General features: G+C 70.9%; 15 protein-coding genes. 7 read left to right on the top strand and 8 right to left on the bottom strand.

The window, feature by feature from the left end; all coding sequences use genetic code 11:
• Nucleotides 1-44: 44 nt before the first annotated feature.
• From P1K89_RS15590 to P1K89_RS15610, 5 genes are all read right to left on the bottom strand, one after another.
• On the bottom strand, nucleotides 45-1034 hold the full coding sequence (locus P1K89_RS15590) for an ABC transporter ATP-binding protein (protein ID WP_284617350.1): 990 nt from the start codon (nucleotides 1032-1034) through the stop codon (nucleotides 45-47).
• Nucleotides 1031-2014, bottom strand: a complete 984-nt coding sequence (locus tag P1K89_RS15595; RefSeq protein WP_284617351.1) for an ABC transporter ATP-binding protein — start codon at nucleotides 2012-2014, stop codon at nucleotides 1031-1033. Before P1K89_RS15595 ends, P1K89_RS15590 begins: the two co-directional genes overlap by 4 nt.
• Nucleotides 2011-2937, bottom strand: a complete 927-nt coding sequence (locus P1K89_RS15600) for an ABC transporter permease subunit (protein WP_284617352.1) — start codon at nucleotides 2935-2937, stop codon at nucleotides 2011-2013. The genes P1K89_RS15595 and P1K89_RS15600 overlap by 4 nt, the downstream gene beginning before the upstream one ends.
• Nucleotides 2930-3940 carry an ABC transporter permease subunit gene (locus tag P1K89_RS15605; RefSeq protein ID WP_284617353.1) on the bottom strand — a complete coding sequence of 337 codons (1011 nt, stop codon included), beginning with the start codon at nucleotides 3938-3940 and terminating at the stop codon, nucleotides 2930-2932. The genes P1K89_RS15600 and P1K89_RS15605 overlap by 8 nt, the downstream gene beginning before the upstream one ends.
• Before the next feature lie 219 nt (nucleotides 3941-4159).
• Nucleotides 4160-5794: an ABC transporter substrate-binding protein gene (locus tag P1K89_RS15610; protein WP_284617354.1), complete on the bottom strand. Its 1635-nt coding sequence runs from the start codon at nucleotides 5792-5794 to the stop codon at nucleotides 4160-4162.
• Between the two features lie 180 nt (nucleotides 5795-5974).
• Between P1K89_RS15610 and P1K89_RS15615 the strand changes: the two genes are divergently transcribed.
• Nucleotides 5975-7063, top strand: a complete 1089-nt coding sequence (locus P1K89_RS15615) for a BMP family ABC transporter substrate-binding protein (protein ID WP_284617355.1) — start codon at nucleotides 5975-5977, stop codon at nucleotides 7061-7063.
• 113 nt (nucleotides 7064-7176) lie between these two features.
• Here the strand turns inward: P1K89_RS15615 and P1K89_RS15620 are convergent, their stop codons facing one another.
• Nucleotides 7177-7653, bottom strand: a complete 477-nt coding sequence (locus P1K89_RS15620; RefSeq protein WP_284617356.1) for an Lrp/AsnC family transcriptional regulator — start codon at nucleotides 7651-7653, stop codon at nucleotides 7177-7179.
• Between the two features lie 87 nt (nucleotides 7654-7740).
• Here P1K89_RS15620 and P1K89_RS15625 point away from each other — a divergent pair, with 87 nt between their 5' ends.
• Nucleotides 7741-9993, top strand: coding sequence for an aminotransferase class V-fold PLP-dependent enzyme (locus P1K89_RS15625; protein ID WP_284617357.1), 2253 nt, complete (start codon nucleotides 7741-7743; stop codon nucleotides 9991-9993).
• Nucleotides 9994-10026: 33 nt separating this feature from the next.
• Here the strand turns inward: P1K89_RS15625 and P1K89_RS15630 are convergent, their stop codons facing one another.
• Nucleotides 10027-10623 (bottom strand): GNAT family N-acetyltransferase, encoded by a 597-nt coding sequence (locus tag P1K89_RS15630; RefSeq protein WP_284617358.1) that lies wholly within the window; start codon nucleotides 10621-10623, stop codon nucleotides 10027-10029.
• Between the two features lie 51 nt (nucleotides 10624-10674).
• Nucleotides 10675-11544, bottom strand: a complete 870-nt coding sequence (locus P1K89_RS15635) for a dioxygenase family protein (protein WP_284617359.1) — start codon at nucleotides 11542-11544, stop codon at nucleotides 10675-10677.
• A gap of 100 nt (nucleotides 11545-11644) precedes the next feature.
• Between P1K89_RS15635 and P1K89_RS15640 the strand changes: the two genes are divergently transcribed.
• From P1K89_RS15640 to P1K89_RS15660, 5 genes are read left to right on the top strand one after another with little or no spacing between them, the layout of a single operon-like run.
• Entirely contained in the window at nucleotides 11645-14206 is a 2562-nt protein-coding gene (locus P1K89_RS15640) for an ABC transporter permease (RefSeq protein ID WP_284617360.1), read from the top strand.
• A gap of 30 nt (nucleotides 14207-14236) precedes the next feature.
• A complete protein-coding gene (locus P1K89_RS15645) occupies nucleotides 14237-15016 on the top strand; it encodes an ABC transporter ATP-binding protein (protein WP_284617361.1) in 780 nt (259 codons plus the stop codon).
• Nucleotides 15009-15719, top strand: a complete 711-nt coding sequence (locus P1K89_RS15650; protein ID WP_284617362.1) for an ABC transporter ATP-binding protein — start codon at nucleotides 15009-15011, stop codon at nucleotides 15717-15719. The genes P1K89_RS15645 and P1K89_RS15650 overlap by 8 nt, the downstream gene beginning before the upstream one ends.
• Before the next feature lie 36 nt (nucleotides 15720-15755).
• Complete coding sequence (locus P1K89_RS15655) at nucleotides 15756-16985, top strand: ABC transporter substrate-binding protein (protein ID WP_284617363.1); 1230 nt, start codon at nucleotides 15756-15758, stop codon at nucleotides 16983-16985.
• Between the two features lie 22 nt (nucleotides 16986-17007).
• Nucleotides 17008-17892, top strand: coding sequence for a branched-chain amino acid ABC transporter permease (locus tag P1K89_RS15660; RefSeq protein ID WP_284617364.1), 885 nt, complete (start codon nucleotides 17008-17010; stop codon nucleotides 17890-17892).
• Nucleotides 17893-17930 lie beyond the last annotated feature (38 nt).

Raw genomic sequence — 17930 nt, forward strand, 5'->3', positions numbered from 1 at the left:
CGCCGCGGGCAAGGTCGCGGTGATGCTGCGCGGCCTCGCGCCCCTCAACCCGGGCGCAGCCAGCAGGCGACCGTGCGCGCCGGCTCGTCGGGTATCGGCCGCAGCGCCGGTCGCTCGGCGCGGCAGCGTTCGACCGCCTCCGGGCAGCGGGTGTGGAACGGACAGCCCGCCGGCGGTCGCAGCGGCGACGGCAGCTCGCCCTTCAGCACGATGCGCTGGCGGCGGGCCGCGCGGTCGACGGTCGGCGTCGCCGACAGCAGTGCCTGCGTGTACGGGTGCTGCGGCGCTTCGAACAGCACGTCGCGCGGGGCCTGCTCGACGATGCGGCCGAGGTACATCACCGCCACCTCGTCGGCGACGTGCCGCACCACCGAGAGGTCGTGCGAGATGAAGGCGTAGGCGACGCCGAAGGCGTCCTGCAGCTCGGCCAGCAGGTTCAGCACCTGCGCGCGGATCGACACGTCGAGCGCCGACACCGGCTCGTCGAGCACCAGCACGCGCGGCTGCAGCATCAGCGCGCGGGCGATCGCGATGCGCTGGCGCTGGCCGCCGGAGAACATGTGCGGATAGCGCCCGAAGTGCTCGTCGCGCAGGCCGACGCGCTGGAGCATCGTGCGGGCCCTGTGTTCGCGCTCGGCGGCATCGCGCATGCCGTTGACCTGCAGCGGCTCGGCGAGTGCGGCGCCGACGGTCTGGCGCGGGTTCAGCGAGCCGTAGGGGTTCTGGAAGACGATCTGCACCGCGCGGCGCAGCGCTCGCCGTTCCGCGTTGCTGCCCGAGGCCTGCGTCTGCGCGACGTCGTGGCCGTCGACCCGCAGCCGGCCGGCGCTCGGCGGCTCGACCATCGTCAGCAGCCGCGCCAGCGTCGACTTGCCGCAGCCCGATTCGCCGACGATCGCCAGCGTGCGGCCGGCGGCCAGCGTGAAGGACACGCCGGCCAGCGCATGCACCGTGGCCGCGGCGCGGAACGGACCGCGGCGCACGGCGTAGTCGCGCTTCAGGTCCTCGGCCTGCAGCACCGCCGGCGCGATCACGAGCGAGGCTCCATCGGATGCCCCTGCAGCAGCGGCGTGTGGCACAGCGCGCGGCCGAGCGTATCGTCCGCGGCGCCGGGGGCGATCGCGCAGCGCGGCTGAACGAAGCGGCAGCGGGGCGCGAACAGGCAGCCGGGCGGGCGGTCGTGCGCGCCGGGCACGAGACCGGGGATGGCGTCCAGCCGGCGGCCGTCGGCGCGCTCGGGCAGCGCATCGAGCAGGGCCGCGGTGTAGGGGTGGTGCGGATCGCTGAACAGCGTCTCGGCCGGCCCGGATTCGACCTGGCGGCCGGCGTACTGCACGATCACGCGGTCGGCGGTCTCGGCGACGACGCCGAGGTCGTGCGTGATCAGCACCAGCGCCATGCCGGCCTCGCGCCGCAGCGTCATCAGCAGCTCGAGGATCTGCGCCTGGATCGTCACGTCGAGCGCGGTGGTCGGCTCGTCGGCGATCAGCAGGCGCGGCTTGCAGGCCAGCGCCATCGCGATCATCACCCGCTGGCACATGCCGCCGGACAGCTGGTGCGGGAAGGCGCTGGCACGGCGCGCGGCATCGGGGATGCCGACCTGCTCGAGCAGCTCGATCACGCGGCGGCGGCGGGCGTCGCGGTCGAGCTTCATGTGCGTGGCCAGCGCTTCGCCGACCTGCCAGCCGACCGTGAAGCAGGGGTTCAGCGAGGACATCGGCTCCTGGAAGACCATCGCGATGTCCTTGCCGACTAGCTGCCGTCGCTGTTTCGGCGCCAGCGTCTGCAGCTCGCGCCCGTCGAAGGCCATGCGCTCGGCCAGCACCTGCGCGGACCACGGCAGCAGGCCCATGATCGCCAGCATCGCGACCGACTTGCCCGAGCCCGACTCGCCGACGATGCCCAGCACCTCGTCGCGTTCGACGACGATGTCGATGCCGTCGACCGCGGTGAAGGCGCCGTGGCGCGTCGGGAAGCGCACGGTCAGGCCGCGGACTTCGAGAAGGGGATTCACGATCGCCTCATCTTGGGGTCGAGCGCGTCGCGCAGGCCGTCGCCCGCGAGGTTGATCGACACCACTGTCACCAGGATCGCCATGCCCGGCAGCGTCACCAGCCAGGGGTTCGAACGGATGAACTCGCGGGCGTCGGCGAGCATCGTGCCCCACTCGGCGGTCGGCGGTTGTGCACCGAGGCCGAGGAAGCCGAGCGCGGCGGCCTCGAGGATCGCGTCCGACACGCCGAGCGCGGCCTGCACGATCAGCGGCGACAGGCAGTTCGGCAGCACGGTGGCGAAGAGCAGCCGCACGCGGCCGACACCCGAGACCCTCGCCGCGGTGACGTAGTCCTTGCCCAGCTCCGCCAGCGCCGACGCGCGCACCAGCCGCACGTAGCGCGGCAGGTAGACGACGGTCACCGCGACGATGGTGTTGGTGAGGCTGGGCCCGAGCACCGCGACGACCAGGATCGCCAGCACCAGGCTCGGCACCGCCATGATCAGGTCCATCAGCCGCGTGATCATCACGTCCACCGCCTGGCCCATCGGCCCCGGCGAGGCGACGCAGGCCAGCCCCATCAGCACGCCGAGGATGAAGGACACGCCCATCACCGCGAGGCCGATGAACAGCGAGATGCGGGCGCCGTGGATCAGGCGCGACAGCATGTCGCGGCCCAGGCTGTCGGTGCCAAGCACGAAGCGTGACGAGCCGCCGTCGGCCCACATCGGCGCGGCGCGCACCGCGTCGCGGAACTGCTCGGTCGGCGAGTAGGGCGCGATCAGGTCGGCCAGCAACGCGATCGCCACCACCAGCAGCACGACGACCAGCCCGCCGAGCGCGCCCCGGTTCTCGCGGAAGGCGTGCCAGAAGGCGCGCAGCGGGCCGGGCTCGCGGAAGGGGCCGGGCTGGCTCGACGGGCCCCGCTCGGTGGTCTCAGCCATGGCGGATGCGCGGGTTGATCAGCCCGTAGGTCAGGTCGACCACCAGGTTCACGACGATGACGATCGACGAGATCAGCATCACGCCGCCCTGCAGCGCGGGATAGTCGCGGCGCGAGATCGATTCGATCAGCCACTTGCCGACGCCGGGCCACGAGAAGATGGTTTCGGTGAGCACCGCGCCGGCCATCAGCGTGCCGACCTGCAGGCCGATGATCGTGACCACCGGGATCAGCGCGTTGCGCAGCGCATGCAGGCCGATCACGCGCCACGGCGGCAGGCCCTTGGCGCGCGCGGTGCGCACGTAGTCCTCGTTCAGCACCTCCAGCATCGCCGAGCGCGTCATGCGGGCGATCACCGCCAGCGGGATGGTGCCGAGCACGATGGCCGGCAGCACCAGGTGGTGCAGCGCGTCGAGCACCGCGCCGTCCTGGCCCGACAGCCAGGCGTCGATGGTCATGAAGCCGGTCACCGGCTCGAAGTAGTACTTGATCAGGTCGATGCGGCCCGACACCGGCGTCAGCCCCCAGGCCTCGGCGACGAACATGATCAGCAGCAGGCCCCACCAGAAGATCGGCATCGAGTAGCCGGTGACCGACAGGCCCATCAGCGCCTGGTCGAAGATCGTGCCGCGTCTCGCGGCGGCGATGGTGCCGGCGGGGATGCCGATCAGCACCGCGAACAGCATGCCGGCGAAGCCGAGCTCCAGCGTCGCGGGGAACAGCGCGGCGAACTCGGTCAGCACCTTCTGGTTCGTCGCCAGCGAGGTGCCGAAGTCGCCCTGCAGCAACTGCGCCATGTAGTCGACGAACTGCTTCCACACCGGCTGGTCCAGACCCAGTTCCTTGCGGAACATCGCCAGCCGCTCCGCGCTGATGCCGCGCTCGCCGACACGCACCTCCACCGGATCCCCCGGCACCAGGCGGATCGCGACGAAGGTGACGAACATCAGCGCGACGAAAGTCGGCAGCGTCAGCGCCAGGCGGCGCAATAGGAAGCGGAGCATCGATCGTCGTTTTGCAGCAGAGCGTCTTCCCAAGCACACGCCGCGGAGCCGGCTCCGCCGGGCCGCTGGGGTGGCCCCCCGGGGGGAGAGGGCGCTAGCCCGAGGGGGCCCGGCGCAGCCGCTCCGGGGGGTGCCGAGGTCTCGTGCCGCGGAACCGGCTTTGCCGGGCCGCTGGGGCGGCCCCCTGGGGGGAGGCGGCCGCCAGGCCGCTCCGGGGGGTTACTTGAGACTCACGCCGTTGAACTGGTGGGAGCCGAAGGGGCTCTGCTTGAAACCGCTCACCTCCTTGCGCATCACCTCGTAGACCACCGAGTGCGCGATCTTGAAGTCCGGCACCTCGTCGGCCTCGATCTGCTGCATTTCCTGGTACAGCCTGGTGCGCTCCTTCGTGTCGGCGATCGCGCGTGCCTTCTGCAGGCGCTCGTCGAAGGCCTTGTCGCACCACTTCGACAGGTTCTGGCCACCGGGGCGCGCCGCTTCACAGCCGTGCAGGAAGAAGAAGTTGTCGGGATCGCCGTTGTCGCCGGTCCAGCCGAGCAGGCCGGTCATGTGCTCGCCCTGCTGCATGCGCTTGCGGTACTCGCCCCACTCGTAGGTCACGAGCTTGGCGTTGACGCCGATCTTCGCCAGATCCGCCTGCATCATCTCGGCGATGCGCTTGGCGTTCGGGTTATAGGGCCGCTGCACCGGCATGTACCAGAGGTCGACGTCCAGCGGCGTCTTCACGCCGGCCTTGGCCAGCAGCGCCTTCGCCTGGTTCGCGTCGTGGGGCAGCGCCTGCACCTTGTCGTTGTACGACCACAGCGTCGGCGGGATCAGGTTCTTCGCCGGCTGGCCGGCACCGAGGTAGACGTCCTTGATGATCGCCGCGCGATCGATCGCCATGCTGAAGGCCTGGCGCACCTCCTTCTTGTCGAAGGGCGCCTTCTGGGTGTTGAAGGCCCAGTACGCGATGTTCAGGCCCGGCTGGTTGATGACCTGCAGCTTCGGGTCCTTCTGCATCTCGGGCAGGTCGGCCGGGCGCGGCGCGATGACGAAGTGGCACTCGCCGGCCTTCAGTTTCGAATAACGCGCGGTCGGATCGGGCGTGATCGCGAACACCAGGTCGTCGAACTGCGCCTTCTCGGCGGCCGGGCCCCAGTAGTCCTTGTTGGCCTTGAAACGGATCACCGCGTCCTTCTGGTAGGTGACGAAGGAGAACGGGCCGGTGCCCACCGGCACCTGGTCGAGCTGCTCCTTCTTGTTCTGCTTGGCCAGGAAGTCGGCGTACTCGGCCGAATGGATCGACGCGAAGTCCATCGCCAGGTTGGCGAGCATCGTGACGTTGGCGCGCTTCAAGGTGAAGCGCACGGTGTTGGCATCGACCTTCTCGATCGCCTGCAGGTCGTCGGGCAGGCCCATGTCGGCGAAGTAGTCGTACTTGCCGCCGGAGACCTTGTGGTACGGATGCTCGGTCTTCCACTGGCGCTCGAACGAGAACAGCACGTCGTCGGCGTTGAAGTCGCGCGTGGGCTTGAAGCCGCCGGCGGCATGGAACTTCACGCCCTTGCGCAGCTTGAAGGTGAAGACCTTGCCGTCGGGCGACACCGTCCAGCTCTCGGCGAGGCCGGGCTCGACCTGCGTCGAGCCGCGGGTGAAGTGCGTCAGCCGGTCGTAGACCGGGCGCGCCGCGTCGAAGCTGGTGCCGGTGGTGTTCAGCGCGGGCGTGAAGTTCTCGGGCGAGCCTTCGGAGCAGTAGACGAAGGTCTTTGCCGACGCGGCCGGTGCCGCCAGGATAGCCAGCGTGCCCGCGAACGCCAGGCCGAGGATGGCGGCGGTGCGCGACGGGCCAGGATGGTGCGTGCGATGGGTCATGCGTCCTCCTTGTGTGGTGTGGCCACCATGCTAATCGGGGGTCGGTGCTGCAAGACCCGGGCCGTGCGGGCTTCCCCCCAAGGGGCAAACCCCGATCTGCGACAATTCGTGCTTCAAGACGCCGGCCGCGTGCCCCCGCGGCCGGCGTTGTCCATTCAAGGGGCCATGTCGAGGACAACCATGCACAAAAACCTCAAGCGCGCCGCCGCATCGGCCCTAGCGCTTGTTTCGCTGGCGCTGGCCAGCACCGGGCCCCGCGCCGCGCCCCCGCTGCAAGCCTGCTTCGTCTACGTCAGCCCGGTCGGCCAGGCCGGCTGGAGCTACCAGCACGACCAGGGTCGGCAGGCCATGGACAAGGCGCTGGGCGCCGAGGTCCGCTCGCGCTTCGTCGAGGCGGTGGCCGAAGGCCCGGACAGCGAGCGCGTGATGCGCGACCTCGCCCGCGACGGTTGCGGCCTGATCGTCGCCACCAGCTTCGGCTACCTGGAGCCGGCGCTGCGCGTCGCGTCCGAATTCCCGAACGTGAAGTTCGAGCATGCCGGCGGCTACAAGACGGCCGCGAACGTCAACACGTACAACGCGCGTTATTACGAGGCCCGCTGGCTCGCCGGCTACCTGGCCGGCAAGCACAGCAAGTCGGGCATCGCGGGTTATGTCGCCGGCTTCCCGGTGCCCGAGGTGGTGCAGGGCATCAACGCCTTCGCGCTCGGCATGCAGGCGGCCAACCCTTCCGCCCAGCTGAAGCTGACCTGGCTCAACACCTGGTTCGACCCGGCCAGGGAGCGCGAGGCCGCGCTGGCGCTGATCAACCAGGGCGCCGACGTGCTGACCAACCACAGCGGTTCGCCGGTCGTGCCGCAGACCGCCGAGGAGAAGGGCGTCGCGGTGCTGGCCTACCAGAGCGACATGGGCAAGTTCGCGCCGAAGGCGCAGCTGGCCGCGGTGACGCACCACTGGGGCGGCTACTACACGCAGGTGGCGAAGTCGGTGATCGCCGGCAGCTGGAAGCCGCAGCCGGTGTGGGGCGGCATGAAGGACGGCTTCGTGCAGCTGTCGGCGCTGAACCCGGCGCTGCCGCCGGCGCTGAAGGCCGATCTCGAAGCGCGCCGCCAGGCCATCGTCAGCGGGCGCTTCAAGCCCTTCAGCGGCCGGCTGGTCGACAACACCGGCCGCGAACGCCTGGCGCATGGCGCGCTGGACGACGCGCAGATCGCCGGCATGGACTGGCTGGTGCAGGGCGTGACGGGCAGCGTGCCGTCGGCGCGCTGAGCCGCTGAGGGCCACGCGCCGCGGGCCCATCGGCAGGTCGGCCCGCAGGCCCGCAGGCCCGTTGGCCCGTCGGCCTGTTGGCCCGTCGGCCCGTCGGCCCGCTGGAGGCCGGTTCACGCCGCGTAGCCCAGCGGCAGCGCGGTGGTGAACTTGATCTCCTCCATCGCGAAGCTCGACGACACGTCGAAGAGCTGCGTGCCGGCGATCAGCCGCTTGTAGACCCGGTCGTACGCGGCGATGTCCGGCACCACCACGCGCAGCAGGTAATCGACGTCGCCGCTCATGCGGTAGAACTCGACGACCTCCGGAATCGCCTCGACCGCGGCGCGAAAGCGGTCGAACCAGTCCTGGCTGTGCGTGCTCGTGCGCACCGAGACGAACACCGTCACCCCGACGTTCACCTTGTCGCGGTCGACCAGCATCACGTTGCGCGTGATGACCCCCGATTCCTTCAGGCGCTGCACCCGGCGCCAGCAGGGCGTCTGCGACAGGCCGACCTGGGCGGCGAGTTCGGCGATCGGCGTGTCGGCGGCTTGCTGCAGGATATCGAGCAGCTTGCGGTCGATGGAATCGAGTTTCTGGATTGGCATGTCAAAGGGAATGTGCTTCCATGAATTGCAGGTTTCGAGCTCGATTTTGCACGCGGATTCCGCCTTGACTATCGACAATGGTGGCCCATGGACATCTACCTCGACGCCAATGCCACCACCCCGGTGCTGCCGCAGGCCCAGGCCGCCGCGCTGGCGGTGATGGCCGAGGTCTACGGCAACCCGAGCAGCCTGCATGGCTCGGGGCTGAAGGCCCGGGCCCTGCTCGACGAGGTGCGCACGACCGCGCGCCGCGTGATCGGCGCCGAAGGCGGCGAGCTGTTCTTCACCAGCGGCGCGACCGAAGGCATCCAGACGGCGGTGCTGTCGGCGCTGACCGAGCTGCGCCGGCGGCGCGCTGCCGGCGATGGCCGCGCGCTGAGCCTGCTGTACGGTGCCACCGAGCACAAGGCCGTCGCCGAAGCGCTGAAGCACTGGAACGCGGTGCTGGCGCTGGACCTGCCGATCCAGGCCATCCCGGTGGGGCCGGATGGCCGGCATGACCTGCGCTGGCTGCGCGAGCACGCGCCGCAGGCCGGCCTGGTCTGCACGATGGCCGCCAACAACGAGACCGGCGTGATCAGCGACCTGGACGGCATCGCCGCCGCGCTGGCCGGCAGCCCGGCGCTGTGGCTGGTCGACGGCGTGCAGGCGCTGGGCAAGCTGCCGCTGAAGCTGGTCGAGCGCCGCATCGACTACGCGCCGTTCTCGGGACACAAGCTCTATGCGCCCAAGGGCGTCGGCCTGCTGTACGTGCGCGACGGTGCGCCCTTCACGCCGCTGCAGGCCGGCGGTGGACAGGAAGGCGCGCTGCGTGCCGGCACCGAGAACATGCCTGGCATCGCGGCGCTCGGCGCGGTGCTGCGGGCGCTGGCGGACGGCGAGACCTTCTGCGACGCGGCGACGCTCGCCCGCCATCGCGAGCGCCTGGCCACGGCCTTGCGCGAGGCCTTCCCGGGCATCGTCTTCAACGCGCCGGCCGCGCTGGCGCTGCCGACGACGCTGAACTTCTCGGTGCCGGGCCTGAGCTCCAAGCTGCTGCTCGACCTGTTCGATGCCGCCGGGCTGCGCGTCAGCGGCGGCTCGGCCTGCAGCGCCGCGGCGGCCCGCCCCAGTCACGTGCTCGAGGCGATGGGCCTGCCCGACTGGCAGACGCGGGCCGCTGTGCGCCTGTCCTTCGGTCCGGCCGATGGGGCCGGGCTGATCGAGGAAGCCTGCGACCGCATCGGCGCCTGCGGCGCATCGCTGCGCGAGAGTTGCCTGAGCGCATCGGCGCCGGGCGCCGGCGGTGCGCAGACCCCCGTGCTGACGCGCTTCGTCGTGGCGGGCGCCTGCTGCTACATCGTCGCCGATGCCGCCAGCCGGCGCTGCGTCGTGATCGATCCCCTGCCGGAACTGACGGCGCGCATCGTCCAATGGGTGGGCTGCCGCGGCTTCACCGTCGCGGCGGTGCTCGACACGCACAGCCACGGCGACCACGCGTCGTCCGCCCAGGCGCTGCGCGCGGCCCTGGCGCCATCGCTGCTCGAAACGCACGCCGGCGATGCGCTCGGCTGGCCCGATGGTGCCAGCGCCCTCGTGCTCGGCCGCCACCGCCTGACGCGGCTGGCGGTGCCGGGGCACACGGCGGACTCGACCGCCTACCTGCTGAAGGACGCGGAGGGCGCCTGTTTCGCCTTCGTCGGCGATACCGTGATGCCCGGCGCGCTCGGGCGCAGCGACTTCGCGCAGAGCGCGCCGCTGTCGTTCGCCGACTCCCTGCGCCGGCTCCAGGACGCCGTCGGGCCGCGCGCGCTGCTGCTGCCGGGGCACGACTACGACGACCACTTCGCCTGCACGCTGGCCTCCGAACGCCTGCTGCAGCCGCTGCTGGCCGGGGCCCTCGACGCCGTGCTGCACGCCGAAGCCTTCGCCGCGGCCAAGGCGGACCTGGAGCGGCATGTGCCGCCCACCGCGTGCCAGACGATGGCCTGTGGAACGAGCGTCGGGGCCCGCGCCTCGCTGGCGAGCGTCGAACTGGACGGCGCGCAGCTGGACGCGATGCTCGCCGGCCCGCTGGCGCCGCTGGTGGTCGACGTGCGCGAATCCTACGAACAGCGCGTCGGCGCGCTGACGGTCCTCGAGCGGGGGGCGCTTCGTTCGGCCGACATCCGGCAGGTGCCGCTGTCGGCGCTGCTCGATGCCTTGCCGGACTGGCTGGCGCTGCCGGCGCAGCGGCCGCTGCTCTTCGTCTGTCGGGCCGGCAACCGCAGCGCGCAGGCCGCGCGGGCGCTGCGCCGCCTGGGGCACGCACAGGCGTGGAGCCTGCAGGGCGGCCTGGCCTTGTGGCCGCAGCCCGACTAGGGCCCTCCCATAGCGTTAACAGGCCCTAGCCGCTCAGCCGACCGCGCGCGGCCAGCTCTGCGGTCGCACGAAGTGCGGGTTCAGCAGCGCGAAGATGCGGTGGTCGCGCCACGCGCCGTCGATGTACAGGTAGTCGCGCGCCAGGCCTTCCTCGGCGAAGCCCAGGCGCTGCACGACGCGCAGGCTGGGCGCGTTCTCCGGCCGCACCGCGGCCTGGATGCGGTGCAGGTTGATGGTCGGCGCGAAGGCCTCGCCGATCACCGCGCCCAGCGCTTCGTGCATCAAGCCGCGGCCGGTGTGCTGCACGTCGAGCGCGTAACCCAGCGTGCAGCCCTGCATCGGGCCGCGCACGAGATTCGACAGGTGCACCGAGCCGATCACCCAGCCCGGCTTGCCGCGCGGCTGCAGCCACCAGCGCAGGCTGCGGCCCTGCTCGAAGGCCGCTTCGCCCTCGACCAGCGACTCGCGCACCCGCGGCGGGCTGGCGTGGTCGGGCGGCAGCGGGGGGTCCCAGCGCGCGAAGTGAGCGGCATTGCGCTGGTAGAACGCGGCCACGGGCTCGGCCAGCGACGGTTCCGTGGCAACGAGCTCGAGCCGCTCGGTGGTGATCTGCAGCGGGGCGGCACACATGCCGCCGAGTGTAGGAGCAAGCCGCCGGCGTGACAGCAGCGGCTGCCGGCCCTACGCCGGCGCCGCGGCGGCTGCCGGCTGCAGCGCCTGCATGAGCGCTGGCGCAGCCGGGCCGAACGCATAGGCGTCCATGCCGAGGCAGCCGTAGGTCAGCGCATCGTGCAGGCGCTGCGGCGGGGCCGCGCGGCCGCCGGCGCCGGCCGCCACGTACCACGGCAGCAGGTGCTCGTCGCTCGGATGCATCAGCGCGGCATGCGGCGCCTGCGCGCGGTAGTCCAGCAGCGCGTCCCAGTCGCGCGCCGCGCTGCGATCGACGAACCACCGCCGGAACGCGGCGCTCTGCGCGATCTCCGGCGCATCGAGCGGCGGGCGCTGCGCGGCGCCGAACAGCATGCGCAGGTTGTGCGTGATGCTGCCGGTGGCCAGGATCCACACGCCGTCGGCGGCCAGCGGCTGCAAGGCCTCGCCCAGGGCGAACAGCCGGGCCGGCGCCCAGTCGGGCGGGAAGGCCAGCGGCAGCACCGGCACGTCGGCCTGCGGGTAGACGAAACGCAGCGGCGTCCAGATGCCGTGGTCCAGGCCGCCTTCGTCGACGCGCTGCGCCGGCAGGCCGGCGCTCCGCAGCAGTTCGGCAACCTCGCGCGCCAGCGCCGGCGCGCCGGCGGTGTCGTAGCGCAGGCGGTACAGCGCCTCGGGGAATCCGCCGAAGTCATGCACCGTCGCGTGGTCGGGCGCCGCCAGCAGCACCGGCTCGCGCGCCAGCGAGTGCGCCGACACCGCCAGGATCGCCCGCGGCCGGCCGGCCAGCGCGTCCAGTGCCGGCCCCAGCCGGCTCCAGAACGGACCGGTGGCGCCGGGCTCGAGCGCCGTCATCGGGGAGCCGTGCGAGACGAAGACCGGGGGCAGCAGCGAGGTGTTCATGACGCTCATTGGAGCAGCGGACGTGCCCACCATCGTTCGACCCCACTGCACGCACGCTTCAGCCCGGCCGCTCGCCGGCCTTGGTGTACCGTCGCGCCCCATGGACCGAACTGTGCAGTCGCCGGCGCCGAGCTTGCCGGTCTCGATGCTGGCGCTGGCCTGGCGCCAGGGCTGGCGCGACTTCCGGGCCGGCGAACTGCGGCTGCTGATGGTCGCGGTGATGCTGGCGGTGGCGGCGCTGACGGCCGTCGGCTTCTTCGCCAGCCGGCTCGAAGCGGCGCTGGCGCGCGACGCGCGGGCGCTGCTCGGCGGCGATGCGGTGATCGCCAGCGACCAGCCGGCGCCGCCCGCGTTCGCCGAGAAGGCGGCTGCGCTGGGGCTGCGCAGCGTCGCGACGGCCAGCTTTCCCAGCATGGCGCGCGCGCCCGACGACAAGGGCGGCGATACCCGCCTGGTCGCGCTGAAGGCGGTCGGCGACGGTTACCCGCTGCGCGGCGCAATGCGCGTGCAGGCCGCCGCGGACGGCGCGCCGCAGGACGTGAGCGCTGGCCCGCCGCGCGGACGTGTCTGGGCCGATGCGTCGCTGCTGGAATCGCTGGCACTGCGTGTGGGCGATGCGTTGCTGCTGGGCGACCAGCGCCTGGTTATCGACCGCATCATCGTGATGGAGCCCGACCGCGGCGCCGGCTTCATGAGCTTCGCGCCGCGCGTGATGCTGCATGCCGCCGACCTCGCGGCCACCGGGTTGATCCAGCCGGCGAGCCGCGTGACCTACCGCCTCGCGGTGGCCGCGCCCGAGGGCCGGGATGCCCAGGTGCGCGAATTCGTGCGCTGGGCCGAAACGCACATCGCCGAGGCCAGGCTGCGCGGGCTGCGGACCGAATCGCTCGAGTCCGGCCGGCCCGAGATGCGGCAGACGCTGGACCGGGCGCAGCGTTTCCTGAACCTCGTCGCGCTGCTGGCGGCGCTGCTGGCGGCGGTGGCGGTGGCCATCGCGGCGCGTGACTTTGCACAGCGCCACCTCGACGACTGCGCGATGCTGCGCGTGCTGGGCGCGCCGCAGCGGGCGATCGCCGGCGCCTACGCGCTGGAATTCGGCGCGGTCGGGCTGCTGGCCAGTGCGCTCGGCGTCGCGCTCGGCTTCGCGGTGCACTTCATCTTCGTGCGCCTGCTGGCCAACCTGCTCGACGCCGCGCTGCCGGCGGCGACCTTGACGCCGGCGTTCTTCGGCATCGGCGTCGGGCTGACGCTGCTGGTGGCCTTCGGGCTGCCGCCGGTGCTGCAGCTGGCGCGCGTGCCGCCGCTGCGGGTGATCCGTCGCGACGTCGGCGGGCTGAAGGCGGCGTCGGTCGGCGTGCTGCTGGCCGGCGGTGCCGGCTTCGCGGCGCTGCTGGTCGCCGCGTCCTCGGACCTGTTGCTCGGGCTGATCGCGGTCGGCGGCTTCGCGGCGGCGATCGGGCTCTTCGCCTTCCTCGCCTGGGTGGCCGTGATGGTGCTCAAGCGCACCGTGCCCGAGAGCCGCGCGCCGCGCTGGCTGGTGCTGGCGACGCGCCAGCTCGCCGCGCGGCCGGCCTTCGCAGTGCTGCAGGTCTCGGCGCTGGCGGTCGGCCTGCTGGCGCTGGTGCTGCTGGTGCTGCTGCGCACCGACCTGATCGCCGCGTGGCGCCAGGCGACGCCGAAGGACGCGCCGAACCGCTTCGTGATCAACCTGCAGCCCGAGCAGGGCGAGGCCTTCCAGGCGACGCTGAAGGCCGCCGGCATCGCGCGCTACGACTGGTACCCGATGATCCGCGCCCGGCTGGTGGCGGTGAACGGGCAGGAGGTGGGGCCGGCGCAGTACGCCGAGGACCGGGCGAAGCGCCTGGTCGAGCGCGAGTTCAACGTCAGCCATTCCGCGGTGCTGCCGGGGCACAACACGGTGTCGGCCGGCACCTGGGTGGCGGAGCAGGCCGATGGCCTGAGTGTCGAGGAAGGCCTCGCGCAGACGCTGAAGCTCAAGCTCGGCGACCGCCTGCGCTTCGACATCGGCGGCATCCAGAAGGAGGCCCGCATCACCAGCCTGCGCAAGGTCGAGTGGCAGTCGATGCGGGTCAACTTCTTCGTGATCTTCCCGCAGTCGGCGATGAGCGACGTGCCGGTCAGCTACATCAGCGCCTTCCGCGCGCCGGTGACGCCGGGCTTCGATTCGGGCCTGTCGCGCCAGTTCCCGAACATCACCAACGTCGACGTCTCGGTGCAGCTGACACAGGTGCAGCAGGTGCTGGACCAGGTGATCCGCGCGGTCGAGTTCCTGTTCGGCTTCACGCTGGCGGCCGGGCTGGTGGTCCTGTTCGCCGCGGTAGCGGCCACGCGCGAGAGCCGCTCGCGCGAGTACGCGGTGATGCGCGCGGTGGGGGCCGGCTCGGCGTTGCTGCGCCACATGCAGCGCGCCGAGCTGCTGGGCATCGGCGCGCTGGCGGGGCTGCTGGCGTCGGTGGCCGCGATGGTGGTCGGCGGCGTGATGGCGCGGCAGGTGTTCGAGTTCACCTGGGCGCCGAGCCCGTGGGTGCCGCTGATCGGCACACTGGTGGGGGCCGTGTTGGCCCTGACGGCGGGCTGGTGGGGTTTGCGCGAAGTGCTCAGGCGGCCGGTCATGGAGACACTGCGGCGGGCACCAGAGTGATCTGGATGATCTGAATATCCGAAAGGACCGATGAACGGCGACGACGTCATCCTCGAGACCCGGGACCTGGTCAAGGAGTTCAAGGGCTTCGTCGCCGTCAGCGGGGTCAACCTGCGCGTGAAGCGCGGGCAGATCCACGCGCTGATCGGGCCCAACGGCGCGGGCAAGACCACCGTCTTCAACCTGCTGACCAAGTTCCTGATCCCGACGCGCGGGCGCATCCTGTTCGAGGGCCAGGACATCACGACCGAGAAGCCGGCGCAGATCGCGCGGCGCGGCGTCATCCGGTCGTTCCAGATCTCGGCCACCTTCCCGCACCTGTCGGTGCTGGAGAACGTGCGCATCGGCCTGCAGCGCGAGCTCGGCACCTCGATGCACTTCTGGCGCTCGGAGCGTTCGCTCGACCAGCTCAACGGGCGCGCCCTCGAGCTGCTGGAGACGGTGGGCCTGCGCGAGCACGCGGGCACCGTGACCGCCGAGCTGCCCTACGGCCGCAAGCGCGCGCTCGAGATCGCGACGACGCTGGCGCTGAACCCGAAGCTGATGCTGCTGGACGAGCCGACGCAGGGCATGGGCCACGAGGACGTCGAACGCGTGACGCAGCTGATCAAGCGCGTCGCCGCGAACCGCACGGTGCTGATGGTCGAGCACAACATGAACGTCGTCGCCAGCATCGCCGACACCATCAGCGTGCTGCAGCGCGGGCAGGTGATCGCCGAGGGGCCGTACGCGGTGGTGTCGAAGAACCCGCAGGTGCTGGAGGCCTACATGGGCTCGGCCGAGGCGCAGCTGGAGGGCGCGCATGGCTGAGGGGACCCCGCTGCTGCAGCTCAAGGACGTGCATGCCTTCTACGGCGAGTCGCACATCCTGCATGGTGTCGACCTCGAGGTGCATCGCGGCGAGGTCGTCACCTTGCTCGGCCGCAACGGCGCCGGCCGCACCACCACGCTGAAGGCCATCCTCGGCCTCGTCGGCCGCCGCACCGGGTCGATCCGCATCGGCGGCACCGAAGCCATCGCGCTGCCGCCGCACAAGATCGCGCGCCTGGGGCTGGGCTATTGCCCGGAAGAACGCGGCATCTTCGCCAGCCTGAACTGCGAGGAGAACCTGCTGCTGCCGCCGCCGGTGGCCGAAGGCGGTTTCACGGTCGACGAGATCTACACGCTGTTCCCGAACCTGAAGGAGCGGCGCGCCAGCCCGGGCATGCGGCTGTCGGGCGGCGAGCAGCAGATGCTGTCGGTGGCGCGCATCCTGCGCACCGGCGCGAAGCTGCTGCTGCTGGACGAGATTTCCGAGGGCCTGGCGCCGGTGATCGTGCAGGCCTTGGGCCGCGCGATCCGGCTGCTGCGCGAGAAGGGGCTGACGATCGTGATGGTCGAGCAGAACTTCCGCTTCGCCGCGCCGCTGGCCGACCGCCTCTACGTGATGGAGCACGGCCGCATCGTCGAAGGATTCACCGCGGCCGAACTGGACTCGAAGATGGGGCTGCTGCACGAGCTGCTCGGCGTATAGCCCCACGTTGTTCCCACTGACTTAGGAGAGTGACAGATGCAAGACACCAAGCGTTCCTCCGTCCTGATCCGTTCGGTGATCGGCCTGGCGGCCGCGGCCGCGGCCGGCGGCGCCGCGGCGCAGATCTCCGACGGCGTGATCAAGATCGGCGTGCTCAACGACATGTCGGGCCTCTATGCCGACCTGACCGGGCCCGGCTCGGTGGTCGCCGCGAAGATGGCGGTCGAGGACTTCGGCGCCGCGAAGAAGGGCATGAAGGTCGAGATCGTCAGCGCCGACCACCAGAACAAGCCCGACGTCGGCTCGACGATCGCACGCGCCTGGTACGACACCGACAAGGTCGACGTGATCGTCGACGTGCCGACGTCGTCGGTCGCGCTGGCGGTCAACCAGATCACGCGCGAGAAGGGCAAGGCCTTCCTCGGCTCCGGACCGGCCACGTCGGACCTGACCGGCAAGGCCTGTTCGCCGAACACCATCCACTGGACCTACGACACCTGGATGCTGGCCAATGGCACCGGCAGCGCGATCGTCAAGACCGGCGGTGACTCGTGGTTCTTCCTGACCGCCGACTACGCCTTCGGCCATGCGCTCGAACGCGACACCGAGGCGGTGGTGCTGAAGAACGGTGGCAAGGTGCTGGGCAAGGTGCGGCACCCGTTCCCGGGCACCGACTTCTCGTCCTTCCTGCTGCAGGCGCAGACCTCGAAGGCCAAGATCATCGGCCTGGCCAACGCCGGTGGCGACACGATCAACTCGATCAAGCAGGCGGCCGAGTTCGGCATCGGCAAGGGCGGGCAGAACCTCGCCGGCCTGCTGGTATTCCTGACCGACGTGAAGGCGCTGGGCCTGCAGACCGCGCAGGGCCTGATCTTCACCGAGACCTTCTACTGGGATCTGAACGACGCGACGCGCGCCTTCGCCAAGCGCTTCTCCGAGCAGGCGCCGCGCAACAACTACCCGACGATGATCCATGCCGGCGTCTACTCGTCGGTGCTGCACTACCTGAAGGCCATCGAGGCGATCAAGACCGACGACGGCGCGAAGGTGATCGAGCAGATGAAGAAGATGCCGACCGACGACCCGCTGTTCGGCAAGGGCTCGATCCGCGCCGACGGCCGCAAGCTGCACCCGGCCTACCTGGTCGAGGTGAAGAAGCCGTCCGAATCGAAGGGCCCGTGGGACCTGTACAAGGTGCGCTCGACGATTCCGGCCGACCAGGCATTCCGTCCGCTGGCCGAAGGCGGCTGTCCTCTGGTGAAGTAAGCGCGGCGCAGGTCGAAGGTTCATGGAGATCTTTGGCATCCCCAGCCAGGCCCTGTTCGGCCAGTTGCTGATCGGGCTGATCAACGGCTCGTTCTATGCGCTGCTGTCACTCGGCCTGGCGGTGATCTTCGGCCTGCTGAACATCATCAACTTCACCCACGGCGCGCAGTACATGATGGGCGCGTTCTGCGCCTGGCTGCTGATGCAGAAGTTGGGGCTGGGCTACTGGTGGTCGCTGGCGATCGTGCCGGTGGTGGTGGGCGCCACGGGCGTCGTGATCGAGCGCTTCATGCTGAGCCGGCTGTACCAGCTCGACCACCTCTACGGCCTGCTGCTGACCTTCGGCCTCGCGCTGATCGTGCAGGGCCTGTTCCGCAACGAGTACGGCTCGTCGGGCCAGCCCTACCAGATCCCCGAGTCGCTGCAGGGCGGGCAGAACCTGGGCTTCATGTTCCTGCCGAACTACCGCGCCTGGGTGGTGGTGGCCTCGGGCGTGGTGTGCTTCGGAACCTGGTTCGTGATCGAGCGCACCAAGCTCGGTGCCTACCTGCGCGCGGCCACCGAGAACCCGAAGCTGGTGCAGGCCTTCGGCGTCGACGTGCCGCGCATGATCACGCTGACCTACGGCTTCGGGGTCGGGCTGGCGGCGCTGGCCGGCGTGATGGCCGCGCCGATCTACCAGGTCAGCCCGCAGATGGGGGCGGACCTGATCATCGTCGTATTCGCGGTCGTCGTGATCGGCGGCATGGGCTCGATCAGCGGCGCCATCGTCACCGGCTTCGGCCTCGGGCTGATCGAGGGACTGACGAAGGTGTTCTACCCGGAGGCGTCGAACACGGTGATCTTCATCATCATGGCCATCGTGCTGCTGCTGAAGCCGGCCGGCCTGTTCGGGACGCAGAAATGAGGCCCCTCAGCTCGCTTCGCTCGTGGTCCCCCGAGGGG

This window comes from Aquabacterium humicola, from assembly GCF_030167915.1.
In the GTDB taxonomy this organism is placed as follows: domain Bacteria; phylum Pseudomonadota; class Gammaproteobacteria; order Burkholderiales; family Burkholderiaceae_C; genus Pseudaquabacterium; species Pseudaquabacterium humicola.

Coding starts and splice junctions, on each gene's coding strand:
- P1K89_RS15660 (WP_284617364.1), top strand. CDS start 17,008: ATGGAGATCTTTGGCATCCCCAGCCAGGCCCTGTTCGGCCAGTTGCTG.
- P1K89_RS15650 (WP_284617362.1), top strand. CDS start 15,009: ATGGCTGAGGGGACCCCGCTGCTGCAGCTCAAGGACGTGCATGCCTTC.
- P1K89_RS15615 (WP_284617355.1), top strand. CDS start 5,975: ATGCACAAAAACCTCAAGCGCGCCGCCGCATCGGCCCTAGCGCTTGTT.
- P1K89_RS15625 (WP_284617357.1), top strand. CDS start 7,741: ATGGACATCTACCTCGACGCCAATGCCACCACCCCGGTGCTGCCGCAG.
- P1K89_RS15635 (WP_284617359.1), bottom strand. CDS start 11,544: ATGAACACCTCGCTGCTGCCCCCGGTCTTCGTCTCGCACGGCTCCCCG.
- P1K89_RS15600 (WP_284617352.1), bottom strand. CDS start 2,937: ATGGCTGAGACCACCGAGCGGGGCCCGTCGAGCCAGCCCGGCCCCTTC.
- P1K89_RS15630 (WP_284617358.1), bottom strand. CDS start 10,623: ATGTGTGCCGCCCCGCTGCAGATCACCACCGAGCGGCTCGAGCTCGTT.
- P1K89_RS15640 (WP_284617360.1), top strand. CDS start 11,645: ATGGACCGAACTGTGCAGTCGCCGGCGCCGAGCTTGCCGGTCTCGATG.
- P1K89_RS15610 (WP_284617354.1), bottom strand. CDS start 5,794: ATGACCCATCGCACGCACCATCCTGGCCCGTCGCGCACCGCCGCCATC.
- P1K89_RS15620 (WP_284617356.1), bottom strand. CDS start 7,653: ATGCCAATCCAGAAACTCGATTCCATCGACCGCAAGCTGCTCGATATC.
- P1K89_RS15655 (WP_284617363.1), top strand. CDS start 15,756: ATGCAAGACACCAAGCGTTCCTCCGTCCTGATCCGTTCGGTGATCGGC.
- P1K89_RS15645 (WP_284617361.1), top strand. CDS start 14,237: ATGAACGGCGACGACGTCATCCTCGAGACCCGGGACCTGGTCAAGGAG.
- P1K89_RS15605 (WP_284617353.1), bottom strand. CDS start 3,940: ATGCTCCGCTTCCTATTGCGCCGCCTGGCGCTGACGCTGCCGACTTTC.